This window comes from Anaerobacillus sp. QJM3NY_32, from assembly GCF_056173645.1.
Window position 1 is genome coordinate 719,703 of record NZ_CM149684.1, and the last position, 17,990, is coordinate 737,692.

A 17,990-nucleotide genomic window follows, 5' to 3' on the forward strand; every position below is an offset into this window, starting at 1 on the left:
TTTTTTGTATGATCAAAGATTGAGGACTAGCGCGATGGAAAGGAATGAGCATGATGAGTCATCTTGTGGCAACTTACCTTGTTAAGAATGACCAACAATTATCTAAGCGCGCTGAAGCGATCGCCCTTGGATTAACGATTGGGACTTGGACCAATCTACCGTTATTAGAAAAAAAGCAGTTAAAGAAGCATAAGGGTGAAGTCGTTCACGTAGAGGAAAAAGGGGAAAAGGGCATCATCGCGATTGCTTACCCCACCATCAATTTCAGTGCGGATCTACCTGCGATTTTAACAACAGTCATCGGTAAGCTTTCACTTGATGGTGAAATTAAGCTGGTTGATTTAGAGTTCTCTGCAGGGTTACTAAATCAATTCCCAGGTCCAGCATATGGAATAGACGGTATTCGAAATCTTACAGAAGTATACGATCGACCGCTCGTTATGAGTATTTTCAAAGGAGTTATTGGAAAATCGTTAGGCGAATTGCAGGAACAAATGAAACAGCAGGCGCTTGGTCGAGTCGATTTTGTGAAGGACGATGAAATCCTTTTTGAAAATGAGTTAACCCCTCTTGAAAAGCGAGTACCCGCCTTACGAAAAATGCTGGATGAAACGGCTGAATTGACAGGAAAGCGAACGCGTTACGCAGTGAATTTAACAGGAAGAACGGCAAACCTCAGTGATCGAGCAAAGCTTGCTGTGGAATTAGGAGCAGATGCGCTTCTGTTTAATGTTTTTACATATGGACTAGATGCATTGCAATCACTTTCAGAGGACTCGGATATTCCGGTTCCAATCATGGCACACCCTGCATTCTCTGGTGCAATGGCTGCCTCAAGCACACATGGGGTAAGTTACTCCCTATTACTTGGAAAGTTGCTTCGAACTGCTGGGGCAGACTTTTCCCTTTTCCCTTCGCCTTATGGGAGTGTAGCGCTTGATCGAAGAGAGGCGCTCGCAACAGCAGAAGCCTTAACGAGAAATAATAAGCTGAAAAGAACATTCCCTGTTCCTTCAGCGGGCATTCATCCTGGACTAGTACCGCTTCTTATAAAAGATTTCGGTATAGACAGTGTGATTAATGCGGGAGGTGGCGTGCACGGGCATCCCGATGGAGCAGCTGCAGGCGGAAAAGCTTTCCGAGATGCCATTCAAGCTGTTTTAACAGAGCAACCTCTTGAACAGGCCTCTCAAAATAGTGAGGAACTTCATCAGGCTCTTACAAAGTGGGGGAGCGGGGAGGTAGTGCGATGAAGCAGCCGATTATTTTTTGCGATTTTGATGGCACCATTACGAAAAGTGATAATATCGTTTCTTTGATGAAACGGTTTGCTCCGAAAGAGTGGGAGCAAATAAAAGATGATGTGCTCGCTCAAAATATTTCCATTCGTGAAGGGGTCGGAAGGATGTTTCACTTAATCCCTTCCAAATTGAAACAGGAATTACTCGATTATTTAGTAGCTACAACTGAAATCAGACAGGGTTTTAGCGAATTCGTAGACTACACGAGGCAAGAAGGGATCGAGCTCTATATCGTCAGTGGAGGGATCGATTTCTTTATTTATCCTCTTCTTAAGCCATACGGTATTCCAGAAGAAAATATCTTCTGTAATGGCAGTGATTTTACTACTGATACCATCTCAATAACTTGGCCGTATGCCTGTGGAGACGATTGTACGAAAGATTGCGGTTGTTGCAAGCCAGGTATATTAAATCGTTTTGATAAAAAGGCTAACCGAAAAATTGTGATTGGAGATTCTATTACCGATTTAGAAGCTTCAAAGCAAGCAGATTTTGTGTTTGCTAGAGATTTTTTAGCGGAGAAGTGTCAAGAACTTGGCATTCCAGCCGTTTTATTTGAAACGTTTGATGATATCGTCGAAAAGTTAACTGAAGAAAGGGGGAAGAATCATGTGCCAAGTGGAGAATCGATGGAACGAACTTGCTGATATTAAAGATGAATTAGCAGCAAGAGATTGGTTCCGTGGAACAAGTGGAAATCTTTCAATTAAGGTAAGTGATTCGCCGCTTCAATTTTTAGTAACGGCTAGTGGAAAGGATAAAAGAAAACGAACAAAAGAAGATTTCATTCTAGTGGATAGACAAGGGCAGCCAATTGAAGAGACTCTATTGAAACCATCAGCAGAGACCATTATTCATCAGGCGATCTATTCAAAGACAGATGCAGGCTGTTGCTTACACGTGCATACAGTTGAAAATAATGTTATATCTGAACTTTTTGCGGGAGAAGGAGAAGTTACGTTTCAAGGACTGGAGTTAGTTAAAGCTTTTGGTTTATGGGGACAGAATGACAAAGTGACAGTACCGATTATCGAGAATTCAGCTGATCTTTCTCTACTAGCTCATGATGTGGTGCACGTGCTTAAGAATGACACGAAAGCCATTTTGATGCGAAATCATGGGATTACAGTATGGGGACGTAATGGTTTTGAAGCAAAAAAATATCTGGAAGCATTTGAATTCCTTTTTGAATATCATCTTAAATTACGAAGCTTTCAAGCAATTGTAAGTTAATCAGTAATCAACAAAGTTTCATTAGCTTAACAAAAGAGGAGGAAGCATTAATGGCAGTAATTAAAATACGAAATACAAATGAAGTTATTGAAGGTCAAGATCGAGTAGGGGCATTTCTTCAGAATGAAGGAGTGTTATATGAACATTGGGATGTTGAGAAGCTACCGACGTTTCTTAAGGGGAATTGTCATGTTACAGAGGAACAGAAAAATGAAATTCTGAGTGTATTTGATGATGACATTCGTTCTCTAGCTCAGCGAAATGGATATGGAAACTGGGATGTGGTGGCACTTTCTGAACAAACGCCTGATCTTGATAAGATTCTGAAAAAATTTGAACAGGTTCATGTGCATACTGAGGACGAAGTAAGAGCGATAACGGCGGGACATGGGATTTTTATCATTAAAGGTAGCGTGGGGTATTTTGATGTTGAGCTCGATCCGGGTGACGTGATTTCTGTACCGGTTGATACACCACACTTCTTTACATTAATGGATGATCGGCAAGTTGTAGCCGTACGCCTTTTCATCGATCCATCAGGATGGGTAGCCCATCCATATGAAGAAAAAGAAAGTGTGAAGTGAAAAAAGGGCCGTGAGCAGTCACGGCCATCATTTTTGATTTTGCTTCAATCCCTTTAGCTACAAAATCCAATTAATTCATTCAGGTCGTTCCAACCAAAGCCGGTTTCTTTAAATGTCTTACCTGCAATTTCTGTTTCTTCCACGGCAATTTGAAGTGGATGAAAACTTTCGTAGAATTGAGAAGCTGGGTTTCCATTCAGTACCCAAACAAGCATAGACTGATAAGATTCGCTTCTAAGATGTTTAGCTACCGAGCACAGAAGTTGTTTGCCAACTCCCTTTCCCTGTGCTTCTTCAAGAAGGTATATCGCATAAAGTTCTCCATCGAATTTGTAAGCAGCTGATCTGTTTTTTCCGCCATTCGCAAATCCTATTATTTCCCCTTCTTCGACTGCCACAAGGATAATACTTCCATTTTCAATTCCTTTCCGCCAACGAGCCTCGCGTATTTGAACGTCTAATGAATTCAAATAGTCTTCTGAGATAAGCGCACGGTAAGTCGTTCTCCAGCTGTTTACATGAACATTTGCTATCGCTAAAGCATCATCTACGACCGCTTTTCTGATTTCCATTGATTACCTCCATCTCAATTTGATTTTCCTATCAGACTCATTTCGAGAGAGAGGGAATGAATCCTGCTAGTCGAATATATGAAGTAAGTCATAGTTTAAAGGAAAAGTGAAATGAAAAAAATCATAATAGAAATAGATGGCAGTTATGTTCATGGTTTTGAATGGGGAGATAGGAGTCAGCCAACTGTCATTCTTCTTCACGGTTTAACGAACAATGCACTTGGTTTTAGTGAGATGGCAGAAGGTCTTAAGGATTACTTTCATTTAATCTCGATTGATCTACCAGGCCATGGTGAGACGCCTCCATTTAATGAAGATAAGAGTTATTCTTTTGAACTTCTAACAGAGTGGCTTCATAAGGTTTGTACATCATTAAGTGACGTACCAGTCTGGCTCATTGGGCATTCGTGGGGAGCTGCCCTGGCACTTCATTATAGTAGTCAATTCTCTAAAATGGTAAAAGGTATCGTGATGATTGATGGCGGTTATCTTCATTCTTCTGATGATCCGTCACTAACGCTTGAAGAACTTCTTGAACAAATGTCTCAATGGGTGGTAGAAAATCATTACAGAAAATTGGAAGAATATGAACAAAAGAAGAAAATGGAAATCGGAAGGTGGAGCAAGTATTTAGAGCAAATGGTACATAGGGATATGGAGGAAAGGAAAAATGGCGTAGCCTTAAGGGCTAGTGGTAGTACAGTAAGAGCGATTATGAAGTCCCTCTATCAAGAACCATGCAAAGAAATTTTTCATATGGTAAATGTTCCTATCTATCTCCTAAGGGCAACACTTCCTGTAGCAGATGAAACTAATAGAAAGCATGCAGCAAACGTGATGCGGAATGAAGTGAAAGGTGAATGTAGAATTGACGCTATTCCACAGACAGGTCATGTTCTACATTGGCAAAAACCTAAAGAAGCTTTATATATGGTAGAGAGATGGTTAAAGGAGCAAACAAAGCAAAAGGGCCATACGCAAGGCCCTGAATAACAGGGGGGTTAATTGCCAACCCCCTTTGGAAAAGTGAGCGTAATGATCGTGCCCTTCCCCTTATTACTTTCGATAGTTAAGTTCCCTTTATGTTTTTTTACTATACGTTTGCATATCGTAAGCCCAAGTCCAGTCCCGTTCTTTTTGGTAGTGAAAAACGGAGAGCCGAGTTTCTCAAGCTCTTCATCTGTGATTCCGCTACCATTATCAATGATTCTAATTTGTAATTTATCGTTACATTCTCGGGCTGAGATTGTAATTTCTCCCTCTTCACCGATAGCATCCATCGCATTTTTTATCAAATTAATAAAAACTTGTTTTAATTGATTACTTTCACAATAAATCTCTGGGAGAGAAGAGTGGTACTCTTTTGTTAGAATGATTGCTTTCATATTAGCCTGGCCACTTAGCAATTCAATGACTTCATCTAATATGAGATCGATTCGATTATAGTTAAAATTAATTTTTGTTGGTTTTGCAAGAATAAGAAATTCATCGATAATCTGTTCGATCCGATGAAATTCTGAATCCATCACCTGGGCATAGCGATCAATGTCTTGATCAGAGTTTTTGAACTGTATTAATTTTAAGAAACCCTTTAAAGAAGTGAGCGGGTTTCGAAGCTCGTGTGCGATCCCAGCTGCAAGTTGTCCAACAATCGATAGCTTTTCGGATTGAGCAAGGTGCTCTTCATTCATTCTTTTCTCGGTAATATCTTTCGCAATTCCAATGATCCTCGAAACATTCCCCTCTTCTACAAGTGGCACTAGTGTAATATCAAATAGCTTGTAGCCCTGTTTTGGGAAAGAATAACCTTCTTCAAATTGAATGGTTTTCTTACGAATCATGGCTTCTTGGAATCTTTTAATCGCTTGTATTCCTTGGTCAACCCCTAGAAAGTCTTCGATTCTCCGCCCAGATATGGCTTCTTTGGAAGTCTCATAACTTGCTAGATAAGCTTCATTTACAGCTTCGATTTCATAATGGTGAACATCGATCACACGAATTTGGAAAATAAGATCTGAAATATGGTGAAAAATAATATCTAAATTCGCCTCTTGTAGCTCGCTTCCATTTTTCATAGAAATCCCCCATAATCAGCATTTTAACTTAGTACTAATTGGATATTTCTACAAGATATGCGTATCCCCTTCAAATTATGATCGATATTTGTAATAGATTGGAAATTTTTGGCGTTCGAAGTGGTTGATAAGGTAGGAGAATATAGTAATAATAATGGAACCAATCCCAATGAAAGCGCATTGCAATTCAATTGTACTTACTATAGAGTTAGAAGAAGTATTTTGAGCGCATCACATTTAGCAAGGGAGGACGGCTTAAAAGATGACCAAAAGAGACTCTGTCTTTTTCCTTAGTCTGTTCTTGTTCTTTTTTCATGGAGCAAATACAATCATCATTAGCTATATGCCAGTATATTTTCAACAAAGTGGTATGTCTGAGAGTAAAATTGGATCTATCCTAGCGATCGGACCACTTGCAGCCATAATGGCTCAACCGTTTTGGGGTTACATAAGCGATAAATTCGGAACAATTAAAAAGGTTCTACTCGTAACGTTAGTTGGCGTTGCCATCATTAGCATTTTTCTTCTAACGAACCATAACTATGTGTTTATTCTCATCTCCGCTGCGGCGTTCTATGTTTTTATGTCCCCAACAGGGGCTCTTGGTGATAGTCTAGCTGTTAAAACAGCAGCTAGCGTGAATAGAAACTTTGGAAGTATTCGAACCTGGGGCTCAATTGGTTTTGCAGTTTCAACTTTAGTAGTTGGTCAGTTTTTTGCTTTTTTTGGTATAGCTTTTATTTTGGTTCCTTTTATGCTCATGATTTTGCTTGCTTTTTTTACAGCTATGAGAGTATCAGATGTCGAAACACATAATAAACCTGTTACTGTATGGGATGCCATACGGATTGGAAAGAATCCTCGCTTCCTACTCTTTTTGATTACGATCATGTTTTTAACCATTCCGCATCGAGCAAATGACAGTTTCATAGGGATTTATATCACGGATCTTGGTGGAAATGAATCTCAAATAGGACTAGCCTGGTTCGTTGCAGTTGCTAGTGAAGCTCTCATATTTGCGACAAGTCATTTTTGGTTTAGGCGTTTTAATGAAGTGGTCTTTATCTTAATAGCAGGTTTGATCTATGCTGTCAGATGGATAGGGTTAGCTTACGTTGGAGGACCTCAAGCAGCGATACTTCTTCAAGTTTTTCACGGCGTAACGTTTGGTGTATTTTACGTTGCGGCCTTTCAATACGTGACCAAATTAGTTCCAGAGCATTTACAGGCGACAGGCCATTTGTTATTTATTTCGGTGTTTTTTGGTTTGTCTGGCATACTAGGTTCATTGCTTGGAGGAATGATTTTTGAAGAAACTTCTGGTGCTACTTTGTACAGTGTGATGGGGTACGTGACCTTAATTGGTTGTCTTGCATTACTTTTCTATCGTGTAATCGATAAGAGAAAATCCAAAAGAGACGAAAGTTATGCATAGGATAGAAGAGATTCTGTCCTATTTGAATTATCCAGTTATTTCATACCCGAATCGTAACTATATAAAACAGTTAGATTAATAGTGATGTAATTCACATAATGTTTTTAGAAGCTCCCTTACATTAAAGGTGTGTTAAGAATAAATAGTGGGGAGTGAGAGAGATGTTTGTTCATTTTCTAAGAGAAAATAAAGCAGCAGCTGGTATACTCTTTTTTATTCGGATATATCTTGGTTATCAATGGGTGACATCTGGTTGGACAAAAATCACTAATGGTTTTGATGCAAATGGCTTCTTACAGGGGGCAGTAGCCAACGCTAGTGGTGAGCATCCTGCAGTTCTAGGGTGGTGGGCTACATTCTTAGAAGGCGCAGCAATTCCAAATGTCGATTTCTTTAATGTTTTAATTCCTTGGGGCGAATTCTTTGTTGGTCTCGGATTACTACTTGGAACATTTACAACACTTGCCGCTCTTATGGGAGTAATCATGAATTTTGCCTTCCTGTTTAGTGGCACAACCAGTACAAATCCAATGATGGTCATTCTTGGAATATTATTGCTCATTGCTGGTTACAATGCAGCTAAGTTCGGGCTTGATCGTTGGATTGTTCCTTATTTAAAGAAGAATATTAAAACACACCAAAGTAAGCCCATATTCCATCACTAAAGCGAAAGGTTCCGCATAAAAGCGGAGCCTTTTAAATTTCTATAAGTAGGAATCAAACTATTATTAAGAAGGTTAGATGAAAAATTGATACTAATCTCACTCTTGGTATGTCGAATATTACGAACTTTATTTGTTACCCGATTAGTAAAAAGCCTTCTTCAGAAAATAAATTACATTTAGTTAAAAAATGACTGGTATCTGTAATAAATTGTAAAGAGGGGGAGCGAGTGTCACGACGAAAATGGTCTAGTGATAAATAAGTGGGAGGCTAGACTATGATCGGTATTTTCAAAGAAAATGAAGAACGTTATTTAAACTGGTATCGTGCTAATCCGGAAGGATATGTATTTAATCATTTTAAAGGGAGCGATCCTGATTATAATAAAATTCATATCGCCACATGTCGAACGTTATGGCGACAAAAAGACGCGGGTGTGCGAACGAAAGTTGAAAAGATTTGTTCAGGTAATCTTGATGAACTTATACAAATGACTGCGAATGTCAGAGACAAAAAAGGTTTTTCTTTTTGCAAAATTTGCATGACCGACCATGTGATTAAAAATGATCTATCAGTTAATTAATCATTTTTCTAGACAATGGAAGATAATGATAGAATGATACGTAATAGAAGATGGAATTAGAGAGGGATATAAAATGGGATCTGAAGAGATTGTTATAAAAGGTAAAGTTGTAGATGATGAAACTAGATGCCAACATTACTATAGTAAACGGGATATTATTGCGATTAAATTCAAATGTTGTGGTACATATTATCCATGTATCTATTGTCATGAAGAAACAACGGATCATTCTGTTATAAAGTGGCCCAAACACGAAGTTGATGAAAAAGCTGTACTTTGTGGGAATTGCAAGTCAGAACTAACGATACAACAGTACATTTCTTCAAACTCAATTTGTCCATACTGTCAGTCTCTCTTTAATGATGGTTGTAAGCTTCACCAACATCTTTACTTTGAGCAGATCGACGCTAAATGATTTTCTTTACTTGTGGGTAGTCTGGATGTATTATTATTTCAATCCTATTGAGAAATCCTTTATTGTGTCGAAAGCATAGGGATAAAAATAACATCAGGCTTTGGTATAAAAAGAACTTTAATGGGTTATATCTTCGTGTCAAACACAGATTTCCTGTGTTTTTTCTTTTTGTTTACTTCTATATAAATGAATCGTTTTAACGCTTTTGATGTGGAAAGTATATTTCGAGGGGTTTGCGTGGCTGTTCTTAAAGAAGAAAGAGGGGTATGTCTTGAAATACAAAAAGGTTTTACTTCATCCGCCTAGAGCTTTGTTGCTTCTATTTCTATTTGTTAGTACGATCGGAACGTTTCTTCTAAAGCTACCACAGGCAACCACAACGTCAATTAGCTGGCTAGATGCCTGGTTTACGGCAATATCTGCTATCACTGTTACTGGTCTAGTAGTAGTGGATACGGGCAGTGTGTATACTATTTTTGGTCAGCTTGTTATCATGTTACTCATTCAAATTGGCGGGCTTGGCATTATGTCATTTGCAGTTGTGATCTTTCTATTAATAGGGAAAAAAATCGGGGTTTCTCAAAGGCTCTTAATTACTCAGGCATTAAATCAAAAAGGAATGGGAGGCATTGTTAAGCTCGTTCGAAGTCTACTTTTATTTTCGATCATAATAGAAATGATTGGAGCCATTATTCTTTCGGCGAGGTGGATACCTGAATACGGAGTAGGAAGCGGAATTTACGCAGCAATTTTCCATTCTATTTCAGCTTATAATAATGCTGGCTTCTCGATTTGGTCAGACAGTCTTTCTTCATATGTTGGAGATCCGGTTATCAATATTGTTATTACTCTCTTGTTTATCTTAGGTGGAATTGGCTTCACGGTTTTAATCGATCTTAAGAATAAGAAGCATTTTCGTGAATGGGCCCTTCATACGAAATTGATGGTAATAGGGAGTATCATCATAAATGCACTTGCTTTTATCGTGATTATCACGCTCGAGTGGAATAACACTTCTACAATTGGGCAACTAAATGGTCCAGGAAAAGGATGGGCTGCATTATTTCAGGCTGTAACTCCTCGAACAGCAGGTTTTAATACGGTAGATATCGGTAGTATGGAAGAAGCTTCTCTCTTTTTTATTATATGTCTTATGTTCATAGGGGCTGGAAGTGCTTCTACTGGAGGTGGAATTAAGCTTACTACCTTCATCGCTATGCTCCTTTCAGTTAATACCTTTTTAAAAGGTAAAAACGAAGTAACCATTTTTCATAAAACGCTCGCTTTCTCTATCATTATTAAAGCTCTTGCAATAACTGTGATTTCAACAGGGGTTGTTATACTCGGAGTTTTTATTCTTGAACTAACGCAGGAATCTCCTTTTTTAGTTAATTTATTTGAAGTTGTATCCGCATTTGGAACAGTAGGACTTTCAATGGGATTAACAGGCAGCCTAGATGGAATAGGAAAAGTAACAATTATTGTCATCATGATGGTTGGTAAACTTGGTCCCCTGACGCTTGCCTTCATCTTTGCTTCTAAGAAGACTTCTAAAATAAGATACCCTGAAGAAGAAGTACTTACAGGATAAAACTGCCCCCTTCCATTGATGAGGAAGGGGGGATGAAAATTAATTCCCATAAATGGTTGACGCCATTGTTATCACATGGTAAGATGTTTCTTGTCACTTCGAAAAACAAACAACATCTTACATACAAATTACATACAAAAATGTTTTAAAAAAAGACATTGACTTATATGAATGTTGCTGGTAAGATAGAAGTTGTCACTCGGGAGAATAACACCGAGATTAATAGAATTAAATCGATCTTTGAAAACTGAACGAAACGCCATGTAAGTAGTTGTTTCTACGGAAACAAAACATTGTTTTAAAGCTAGATTAAGCTTTCTATCGGAGAGTTTGATCCTGGCTCAGGACGAACGCTGGCGGCGTGCCTAATACATGCAAGTCGAGCGAAGAGATGGGAGCTTGCTCCCTGATCTTAGCGGCGGACGGGTGAGTAACACGTGGGCAACCTGCCCTGCAGACTGGGATAACTCCGGGAAACCGGAGCTAATACCGGGTAATACATCGCACCGCATGGTGCAATGTTGAAAGTTGGCTTTCGAGCTAACACTGTAGGATGGGCCCGCGGCGCATTAGCTAGTTGGTAAGGTAATGGCTTACCAAGGCGACGATGCGTAGCCGACCTGAGAGGGTGATCGGCCACACTGGGACTGAGACACGGCCCAGACTCCTACGGGAGGCAGCAGTAGGGAATCTTCCGCAATGGACGAAAGTCTGACGGAGCAACGCCGCGTGAGTGACGAAGGCCTTCGGGTCGTAAAGCTCTGTTGTTAGGGAAGAACAAGTACCGTTCGAATAGGGCGGTACCTTGACGGTACCTAACCAGAAAGCCACGGCTAACTACGTGCCAGCAGCCGCGGTAATACGTAGGTGGCAAGCGTTGTCCGGAATTATTGGGCGTAAAGCGCGCGCAGGCGGTCTTTTAAGTCTGATGTGAAAGCCCACGGCTCAACCGTGGAGGGTCATTGGAAACTGGAGGACTTGAGTGCAGAAGAGGAGAGTGGAATTCCACGTGTAGCGGTGAAATGCGTAGATATGTGGAGGAACACCAGTGGCGAAGGCGGCTCTCTGGTCTGTAACTGACGCTGAGGCGCGAAAGCGTGGGGAGCAAACAGGATTAGATACCCTGGTAGTCCACGCCGTAAACGATGAGTGCTAGGTGTTGGGGGGTTCCACCCTCAGTGCTGAAGTTAACACATTAAGCACTCCGCCTGGGGAGTACGACCGCAAGGTTGAAACTCAAAGGAATTGACGGGGGCCCGCACAAGCAGTGGAGCATGTGGTTTAATTCGAAGCAACGCGAAGAACCTTACCAGGTCTTGACATCCTCTGACAATCCTGGAGACAGGACGTTCCCCTTCGGGGGACAGAGTGACAGGTGGTGCATGGTTGTCGTCAGCTCGTGTCGTGAGATGTTGGGTTAAGTCCCGCAACGAGCGCAACCCTTGATCTTAGTTGCCAGCATTTAGTTGGGCACTCTAAGGTGACTGCCGGTGACAAACCGGAGGAAGGTGGGGATGACGTCAAATCATCATGCCCCTTATGACCTGGGCTACACACGTGCTACAATGGACGGTACAAAGGGCAGCAACACCGCGAGGTGAAGCGAATCCCATAAAGCCGTTCTCAGTTCGGATTGCAGGCTGCAACTCGCCTGCATGAAGCCGGAATTGCTAGTAATCGCGGATCAGCATGCCGCGGTGAATACGTTCCCGGGCCTTGTACACACCGCCCGTCACACCACGAGAGTTTGTAACACCCGAAGTCGGTGGGGTAACCTTTATGGAGCCAGCCGCCGAAGGTGGGACAAATGATTGGGGTGAAGTCGTAACAAGGTAGCCGTATCGGAAGGTGCGGCTGGATCACCTCCTTTCTATGGAGAATTACGAAGGTAACTTACGTTACCAACCTTACATGAGCGTTTCGTTTAGTTTTGAAAGAATGATTTATTCTTTCAAACCAGGTGAAGTGATGAAGCTTAGGCGGATTCAAACAGTAGCCTTGTTCCTTGAAAACTTGATAGCACAAACAACGACATCCAATAATTATTTTTTATGCAATAACTTAGTAATAACTGATGCGTTATGGCAGCAATGCCTAACAAATCGAAGGTTAAGCTACTAAGGGCGCACGGTGGATGCCTTGGCACTAGAAGCCTAAGAAGGACGGGACGAACACCGATATGCTTCGGGGAGCTGTAAGTACGCTTTGATCCGGAGATTTCCGAATGGGGGAACCCACCATCTTTAATAGGATGGTATCCATTTCTGAATACATAGGGAATGGAAGGCAGACCCGGGGAACTGAAACATCTCATTACCCGGAGGAAGAGAAAGCAAACGCGATTTCCTGAGTAGCGGCGAGCGAAACGGAATCAGCCCAAACCAGAGGGCTTGCCCTCTGGGGTTGTAGGACGTCTCTTTGGAGTTACAAAGGCACGGATAGACGAAGCGACCTGGAAAGGTCCATCAGAGAAGGTAACAATCCTGTAGTCAAAATCCGATGCCCTCCGAGACGGATCCTGAGTACGGCGGGACACGTGAAACCCCGTCGGAATCCGGGAGGACCATCTCCCAAGGCTAAATACTCTCTAGTGACCGATAGTGAACCAGTACCGTGAGGGAAAGGTGAAAAGCACCCCGGAAGGGGAGTGAAAAAGAACCTGAAACCGTGTGCCTACAACTAGTTGGAGCCCGTTAATGGGTGACAGCGTGCCTTTTGTAGAATGAACCGGCGAGTTACGATCCCGTGCAAGGTTAAGCTGAGAAGGCGGAGCCGCAGCGAAAGCGAGTCTGAATAGGGCGAAATAGTACGTGGTCGTAGACCCGAAACCAGGTGATCTACCCATGTCCAGGGTGAAGTTCAGGTAACACTGAATGGAGGCCCGAACCCACGCATGTTGAAAAATGCGGGGATGAGGTGTGGGTAGCGGTGAAATGCCAATCGAACCTGGAGATAGCTGGTTCTCTCCGAAATAGCTTTAGGGCTAGCCTCGCGGCAAGAATCTTGGAGGTAGAGCACTGATTGGACTAGGGGTCCTTACCGGATTACCGAATCCAGTCAAACTCCGAATGCCAACGATTTATCCGCGGGAGTCAGACTGCGAGTGATAAGATCCGTAGTCGAGAGGGAAACAGCCCAGACCACCAGCTAAGGTCCCAAAGTATACGTTAAGTGGAAAAGGATGTGGCGTTGCTTAGACAACCAGGATGTTGGCTTAGAAGCAGCCATCATTTAAAGAGTGCGTAATAGCTCACTGGTCGAGTGACGCTGCGCCGAAAATGTACCGGGGCTAAACGTATCACCGAAGCTGTGGATTGTCTTACGACAATGGTAGGAGAGCGTTCTAAGGGCTGTGAAGTCAGACCGAAAGGACTGGTGGAGCGCTTAGAAGTGAGAATGCCGGTATGAGTAGCGAAAGACAAGTGAGAATCTTGTCCGTCGAAAGCCCAAGGTTTCCTGAGGAAGGCTCGTCCGCTCAGGGTTAGTCGGGACCTAAGCCGAGGCCGAAAGGCGTAGGCGATGGATAACAGGTTGATATTCCTGTACCACCTCCTTTCCGTTTGAACGACGGGGGGACGCAGAAAGATAGGGAGAGCGCGCTGCTGGAAATGCGCGTCCAAGCGATTAGGCTGGTGAATAGGCAAATCCGTTCACCATGAAGGCTGAGTCGTGATGGCGAGGGAAATTTAGTACCGAAGTCCTTGATTCTACGCTGCCAAGAAAAGCCTCTAGTGAGGAAAAAGGTGCCCGTACCGCAAACCGACACAGGTAGGCGAGGAGAGAATCCTAAGACGATCGGGAGAACTCTCGTTAAGGAACTCGGCAAAATGACCCCGTAACTTCGGGAGAAGGGGTGCTTCCTCGGGTTTATAGCCCAGGGGAGCCGCAGTGAAAAGATCCAAGCGACTGTTTAGCAAAAACACAGGTCTCTGCAAAGCCGTAAGGCGAAGTATAGGGGCTGACACCTGCCCGGTGCTGGAAGGTTAAGAGGAGGGGTTATCCCTTACGGGAGAAGCTCTGAATCGAAGCCCCAGTAAACGGCGGCCGTAACTATAACGGTCCTAAGGTAGCGAAATTCCTTGTCGGGTAAGTTCCGACCCGCACGAAAGGTGCAACGACTTGGATACTGTCTCAACGAGAGACCCGGTGAAATTATAGTACCTGTGAAGATGCAGGTTACCCGCGACAGGACGGAAAGACCCCATGGAGCTTTACTGTAGCCTGATATTGGATTTTGGTACAGCTTGTACAGGATAGGTAGGAGCCATAGAAGTCGGACCGCCAGGTTCGATGGAGGCGTCGGTGGGATACTACCCTGGCTGTACTGACATTCTAACCCAGCACCGTGATCCGGTGCGGAGACAGTGTCAGGTGGGCAGTTTGACTGGGGCGGTCGCCTCCTAAAGTGTAACGGAGGCGCCCAAAGGTTCCCTCAGAATGGTTGGAAATCATTCGCAGAGTGTAAAGGCACAAGGGAGCTTGACTGCGAGACCTACAAGTCGAGCAGGGACGAAAGTCGGGCTTAGTGATCCGGTGGTTCCGCATGGAAGGGCCATCGCTCAACGGATAAAAGCTACCCTGGGGATAACAGGCTTATCTCCCCCAAGAGTCCACATCGACGGGGAGGTTTGGCACCTCGATGTCGGCTCATCGCATCCTGGGGCTGAAGTAGGTCCCAAGGGTTGGGCTGTTCGCCCATTAAAGCGGTACGCGAGCTGGGTTCAGAACGTCGTGAGACAGTTCGGTCCCTATCCGTCGCGGGCGCAGGAAATTTGAGAGGAGCTGTCCTTAGTACGAGAGGACCGGGATGGACACACCGCTGGTGTACCAGTTGTTCCGCCAGGAGCATAGCTGGGTAGCTACGTGTGGAAGGGATAAGTGCTGAAAGCATCTAAGCATGAAGCCCCCCTCGAGATGAGATTTCCCACAGCATGAAGCTGGTAAGATCCCTTAGAGATGATGAGGTAGATAGGTTCGGGGTGGAAGCGTGGCAACACGTGGAGCTGACGAATACTAATCGATCGAGGGCTTAACCTAAAAACGAAAAGCGAAGTAAGCCGTTTAAATCCGACAAGCGTTGGAGGCTTTTGAGTCAGAATCAAAAGGTGAAACGATCGAGGATTTGGCTTACGTAGCTGGACATATTGGAAAGTTGTGCGTGCTATCTAGTTTTCAGGGAACACCTGAATCGTCTAGTGATGATGGCGAAGAGGTCACACCCGTTCCCATGCCGAACACGGAAGTTAAGCTCTTCAGCGCCGATGGTAGTTGGGGGATCTCCCCCTGCAAGAGTAGGACGTCGCTGGGCAACATAAGAGAAGCGAGAGACCCTCAGGTCTCTCGCTTTTTTGTATTCAAAAAGTGTAGTAAGCTCGTAAGAGAAAAAAGCTGCAGGAAAGACAATCAAAGACTTCTTCGAAAGCTTCGTAGGGGTGGGAGAAGCAAGAAATTCGAGGAAGCAAGTGATGTCAGACCGGAGTGGATATTCGAGAGATCCATGAGGATCTGGCATCGCGCAGCTGACGAAGAAGTTCGCCGCTTATCGCGCCCCGTATGAGAACACGGAAGTTAAGCTCGAGCGCCGATGGTAGTTGGGGGATCTCCCCCTGCAAGAGTAGGACGTCGCTGGGCAATTAAGAGAAGCGAGAGACCTGAGGGTTTCTCGCTTTTTTATATGTTTTTTTACGTTCGCGGAATTAATCTCAAATGCGCGGGAAAAATCCGGATTTCGCGGAATTATATAAAATATCGCGGAATTAATGGCTAATGATAAGCTTCTTGGTATTATAAAATTGATAGAGATTTCTTAAAAGATCAGGTGAATTGTATAAAATAATGCTTTAAAATCGAGGGGAAGAACTAGAATCTACTATTAATGGAGTGAACCCTTTTGGAACAGCTTCTTTTCAATCTTAATCATTGTAATAACAATTTGGTTAATGATTAAAGTGTTACATATCGCGTTTAAGAGATTCGAATAAATTATTCATTTGTCTTATAGGTAGACCACTTATTTAGCTACAATATCGTTAGTTGGCATCTATAGCACATTCAAACTGTATGCCTCCCTTTCTTCGAACTAAAATGATAGTAGAGGTGAATGTGATGAGTGAAATCGTTATCGTTTGGTTTAGACGGGATTTTCGTTTAAACGACCAAACTGCTCTTGAAAAGGCTATCGCCTATTGTGAAGAAAATGATGCTAACTGGGTAGGGATTTTCCAGTTTGATCCCCATTTTACGAATACAATCGATCTCCACCATGATTATTTCTTTCGGACGGTGGCTGAATTTCAAGAACGCTGTAAAAATGAGAAACTTCCCTTTCAAATTAGCTACGGAACTCCAAAAGACGTATTTGATAAGGTAACGGCTCGTTTAAATGTAACGGCCATTTTCTTTAATGAAGATGAAGCAGGTTACGGAGCGAGGCGCGATCATGAAGTGAGTAACTTGCTTAAAGAGAAGGGCATTAAAGTATTTTCTTATAAAGATTACTACCTTCATGGTTCTAAAGAAGTTAGGAAACATGATGATACGATGTATAAGGTATTTACGCCCTATTATAAGCAATGGCGGACGCTAAGAAAGCCACCAGTCATTCAAAATGATTTTAAGAAGGTTAAGAAGTATGCTCATTCGTTAGATCATACACTTGATCCCGAATCTGAAGCCGAATTTGCAAACATTTTAAATAAGTGTGAAGCAAATTGGCAAGCGATTGGTGAAAAGAGTGCAAATCAACGGGCGAAGCGTTTTGTGAAAGAAAGAATCAAGGATTATGATAATCATCGAGATGTTCCTTCACTTGTGGGGACGAGTAAGTTATCACCGTATTTAAAGACAGGTACTCTCTCTGTCCGAACCCTTTTTCATATGGTAGCGGAATATGATCATAAAGGGGCAGAAACGTTTATTCAGGAACTTTCTTGGCGTGATTTTTATGGAATGGTTCATTCAGAGTTTCCTGAATTTCGAGATCGTGAATTTCAGTCCAAATATCGAAGCATTCCGTGGAATGACGATGAAGAAAAATTCCAGAAGTGGAAAGAGGGTAAAACAGGCTTTCCAATCGTTGATGCTGGAATGAGGCAACTAAATCAGGAAGGCTGGATGCATAATCGACTTCGTATGATTACGGCTTCATTTCTTACAAAAGATTACCTTATCGATTGGAGACTTGGTGAGCGTTACTTTGAGGAAAAGCTGATTGATTATGATGAGTCTTCCAATGCTGGAGGATGGCAGTGGGCTTCTTCGACTGGTACAGATGCTGTCCCTTATTTTCGCATCTTCAATCCGACGACTCAGGCAGAACGATTTGATCCGGATGGTGTTTATATTAAGAAATACGTTGAAGAGTTAAAAGGTGTGCCTAAGAAGTATATCCATCAACCATCAAAAATGACTGAAGAAGAGCAAAAGGAAAATAACTGTGTCATTGGGGAAGATTACCCACTTCCAACTGTGGATCATAAAGTACAGCGCCAAAAGGTGCTAAGTGTTTATAAAGAAAGAACGTGATAAAAAGGTCAGGT

General features: G+C 42.6%; 13 protein-coding genes and 3 rRNA genes. 14 read left to right on the top strand and 2 right to left on the bottom strand.

Annotation, left to right across the window (positions count from 1 at the left end; all coding sequences use genetic code 11):
- The first annotated feature begins 53 nt into the window (after nt 1-53).
- Genes AC0VYH_RS03940 through AC0VYH_RS03955 form a run of 4 tightly spaced genes read left to right on the top strand, consistent with a single transcriptional unit; the run spans nt 54 to nt 3,118 of the window.
- Nucleotides 54-1,253, top strand: coding sequence for a 2,3-diketo-5-methylthiopentyl-1-phosphate enolase (locus tag AC0VYH_RS03940; RefSeq protein WP_475366594.1), 1,200 nt, complete (start codon nt 54-56; stop codon nt 1,251-1,253).
- Complete coding sequence (locus tag AC0VYH_RS03945; protein ID WP_475366595.1) at nt 1,250-1,948, top strand: 2-hydroxy-3-keto-5-methylthiopentenyl-1-phosphate phosphatase; 699 nt, start codon at nt 1,250-1,252, stop codon at nt 1,946-1,948. Before AC0VYH_RS03940 ends, AC0VYH_RS03945 begins: the two co-directional genes overlap by 4 nt.
- Entirely contained in the window at nt 1,911-2,534 is a 624-nt protein-coding gene (locus AC0VYH_RS03950; protein WP_475366596.1) for a methylthioribulose 1-phosphate dehydratase, read from the top strand. The genes AC0VYH_RS03945 and AC0VYH_RS03950 overlap by 38 nt, the downstream gene beginning before the upstream one ends.
- A 50-nt stretch (nt 2,535-2,584) precedes the next feature.
- Nucleotides 2,585-3,118: an acireductone dioxygenase gene (locus AC0VYH_RS03955; protein WP_475366597.1), complete on the top strand. Its 534-nt coding sequence runs from the start codon at nt 2,585-2,587 to the stop codon at nt 3,116-3,118.
- 53 nt (nt 3,119-3,171) lie between these two features.
- Here AC0VYH_RS03955 and AC0VYH_RS03960 read toward each other — a convergent pair whose 3' ends face one another.
- Entirely contained in the window at nt 3,172-3,690 is a 519-nt protein-coding gene (locus AC0VYH_RS03960) for a GNAT family N-acetyltransferase (protein ID WP_430246678.1), read from the bottom strand.
- 111 nt (nt 3,691-3,801) lie between these two features.
- On the opposite strand from AC0VYH_RS03960, the gene AC0VYH_RS03965 reads away from it, so the two are divergent.
- A complete protein-coding gene (locus AC0VYH_RS03965; RefSeq protein WP_430246676.1) occupies nt 3,802-4,683 on the top strand; it encodes an alpha/beta fold hydrolase in 882 nt (293 codons plus the stop codon).
- 8 nt (nt 4,684-4,691) lie between these two features.
- Here AC0VYH_RS03965 and AC0VYH_RS03970 read toward each other — a convergent pair whose 3' ends face one another.
- A complete protein-coding gene (locus AC0VYH_RS03970) occupies nt 4,692-5,765 on the bottom strand; it encodes an ATP-binding protein (protein WP_475366598.1) in 1,074 nt (357 codons plus the stop codon).
- Nucleotides 5,766-6,027: 262 nt separating this feature from the next.
- Here AC0VYH_RS03970 and AC0VYH_RS03975 point away from each other — a divergent pair, with 262 nt between their 5' ends.
- The 9 genes from AC0VYH_RS03975 (at nt 6,028) to AC0VYH_RS04015 (ending at nt 17,976) form a co-directional block, all read left to right on the top strand.
- On the top strand, nt 6,028-7,200 hold the full coding sequence (locus AC0VYH_RS03975; protein WP_475366599.1) for an MFS transporter: 1,173 nt from the start codon (nt 6,028-6,030) through the stop codon (nt 7,198-7,200).
- A gap of 161 nt (nt 7,201-7,361) precedes the next feature.
- Entirely contained in the window at nt 7,362-7,865 is a 504-nt protein-coding gene (locus AC0VYH_RS03980; protein ID WP_475366600.1) for a DoxX family protein, read from the top strand.
- A gap of 275 nt (nt 7,866-8,140) precedes the next feature.
- A complete protein-coding gene (locus tag AC0VYH_RS03985; protein WP_475366601.1) occupies nt 8,141-8,446 on the top strand; it encodes a hypothetical protein in 306 nt (101 codons plus the stop codon).
- Between the two features lie 73 nt (nt 8,447-8,519).
- The gene (locus AC0VYH_RS03990) at nt 8,520-8,861 is read left to right on the top strand and encodes a CHY zinc finger protein (RefSeq protein WP_475366602.1); all 342 of its coding nucleotides are present in this window, start codon (nt 8,520-8,522) and stop codon (nt 8,859-8,861) included.
- Between the two features lie 271 nt (nt 8,862-9,132).
- Nucleotides 9,133-10,452 (top strand): TrkH family potassium uptake protein, encoded by a 1,320-nt coding sequence (locus AC0VYH_RS03995; RefSeq protein ID WP_430246665.1) that lies wholly within the window; start codon nt 9,133-9,135, stop codon nt 10,450-10,452.
- 318 nt (nt 10,453-10,770) lie between these two features.
- Nucleotides 10,771-12,322, top strand: a 16S ribosomal RNA gene (locus AC0VYH_RS04000).
- A 237-nt stretch (nt 12,323-12,559) separates the two neighbouring features.
- A 23S ribosomal RNA gene (locus AC0VYH_RS04005) occupies nt 12,560-15,489 on the top strand.
- Between the two features lie 154 nt (nt 15,490-15,643).
- Nucleotides 15,644-15,760, top strand: a 5S ribosomal RNA gene (gene rrf, locus AC0VYH_RS04010).
- The 16S, 23S and 5S rRNA genes sit together here, the layout of an rRNA operon.
- Nucleotides 15,761-16,557: 797 nt before the next feature.
- Complete coding sequence (locus AC0VYH_RS04015) at nt 16,558-17,976, top strand: cryptochrome/photolyase family protein (protein WP_475366603.1); 1,419 nt, start codon at nt 16,558-16,560, stop codon at nt 17,974-17,976.
- Nucleotides 17,977-17,990 lie beyond the last annotated feature (14 nt).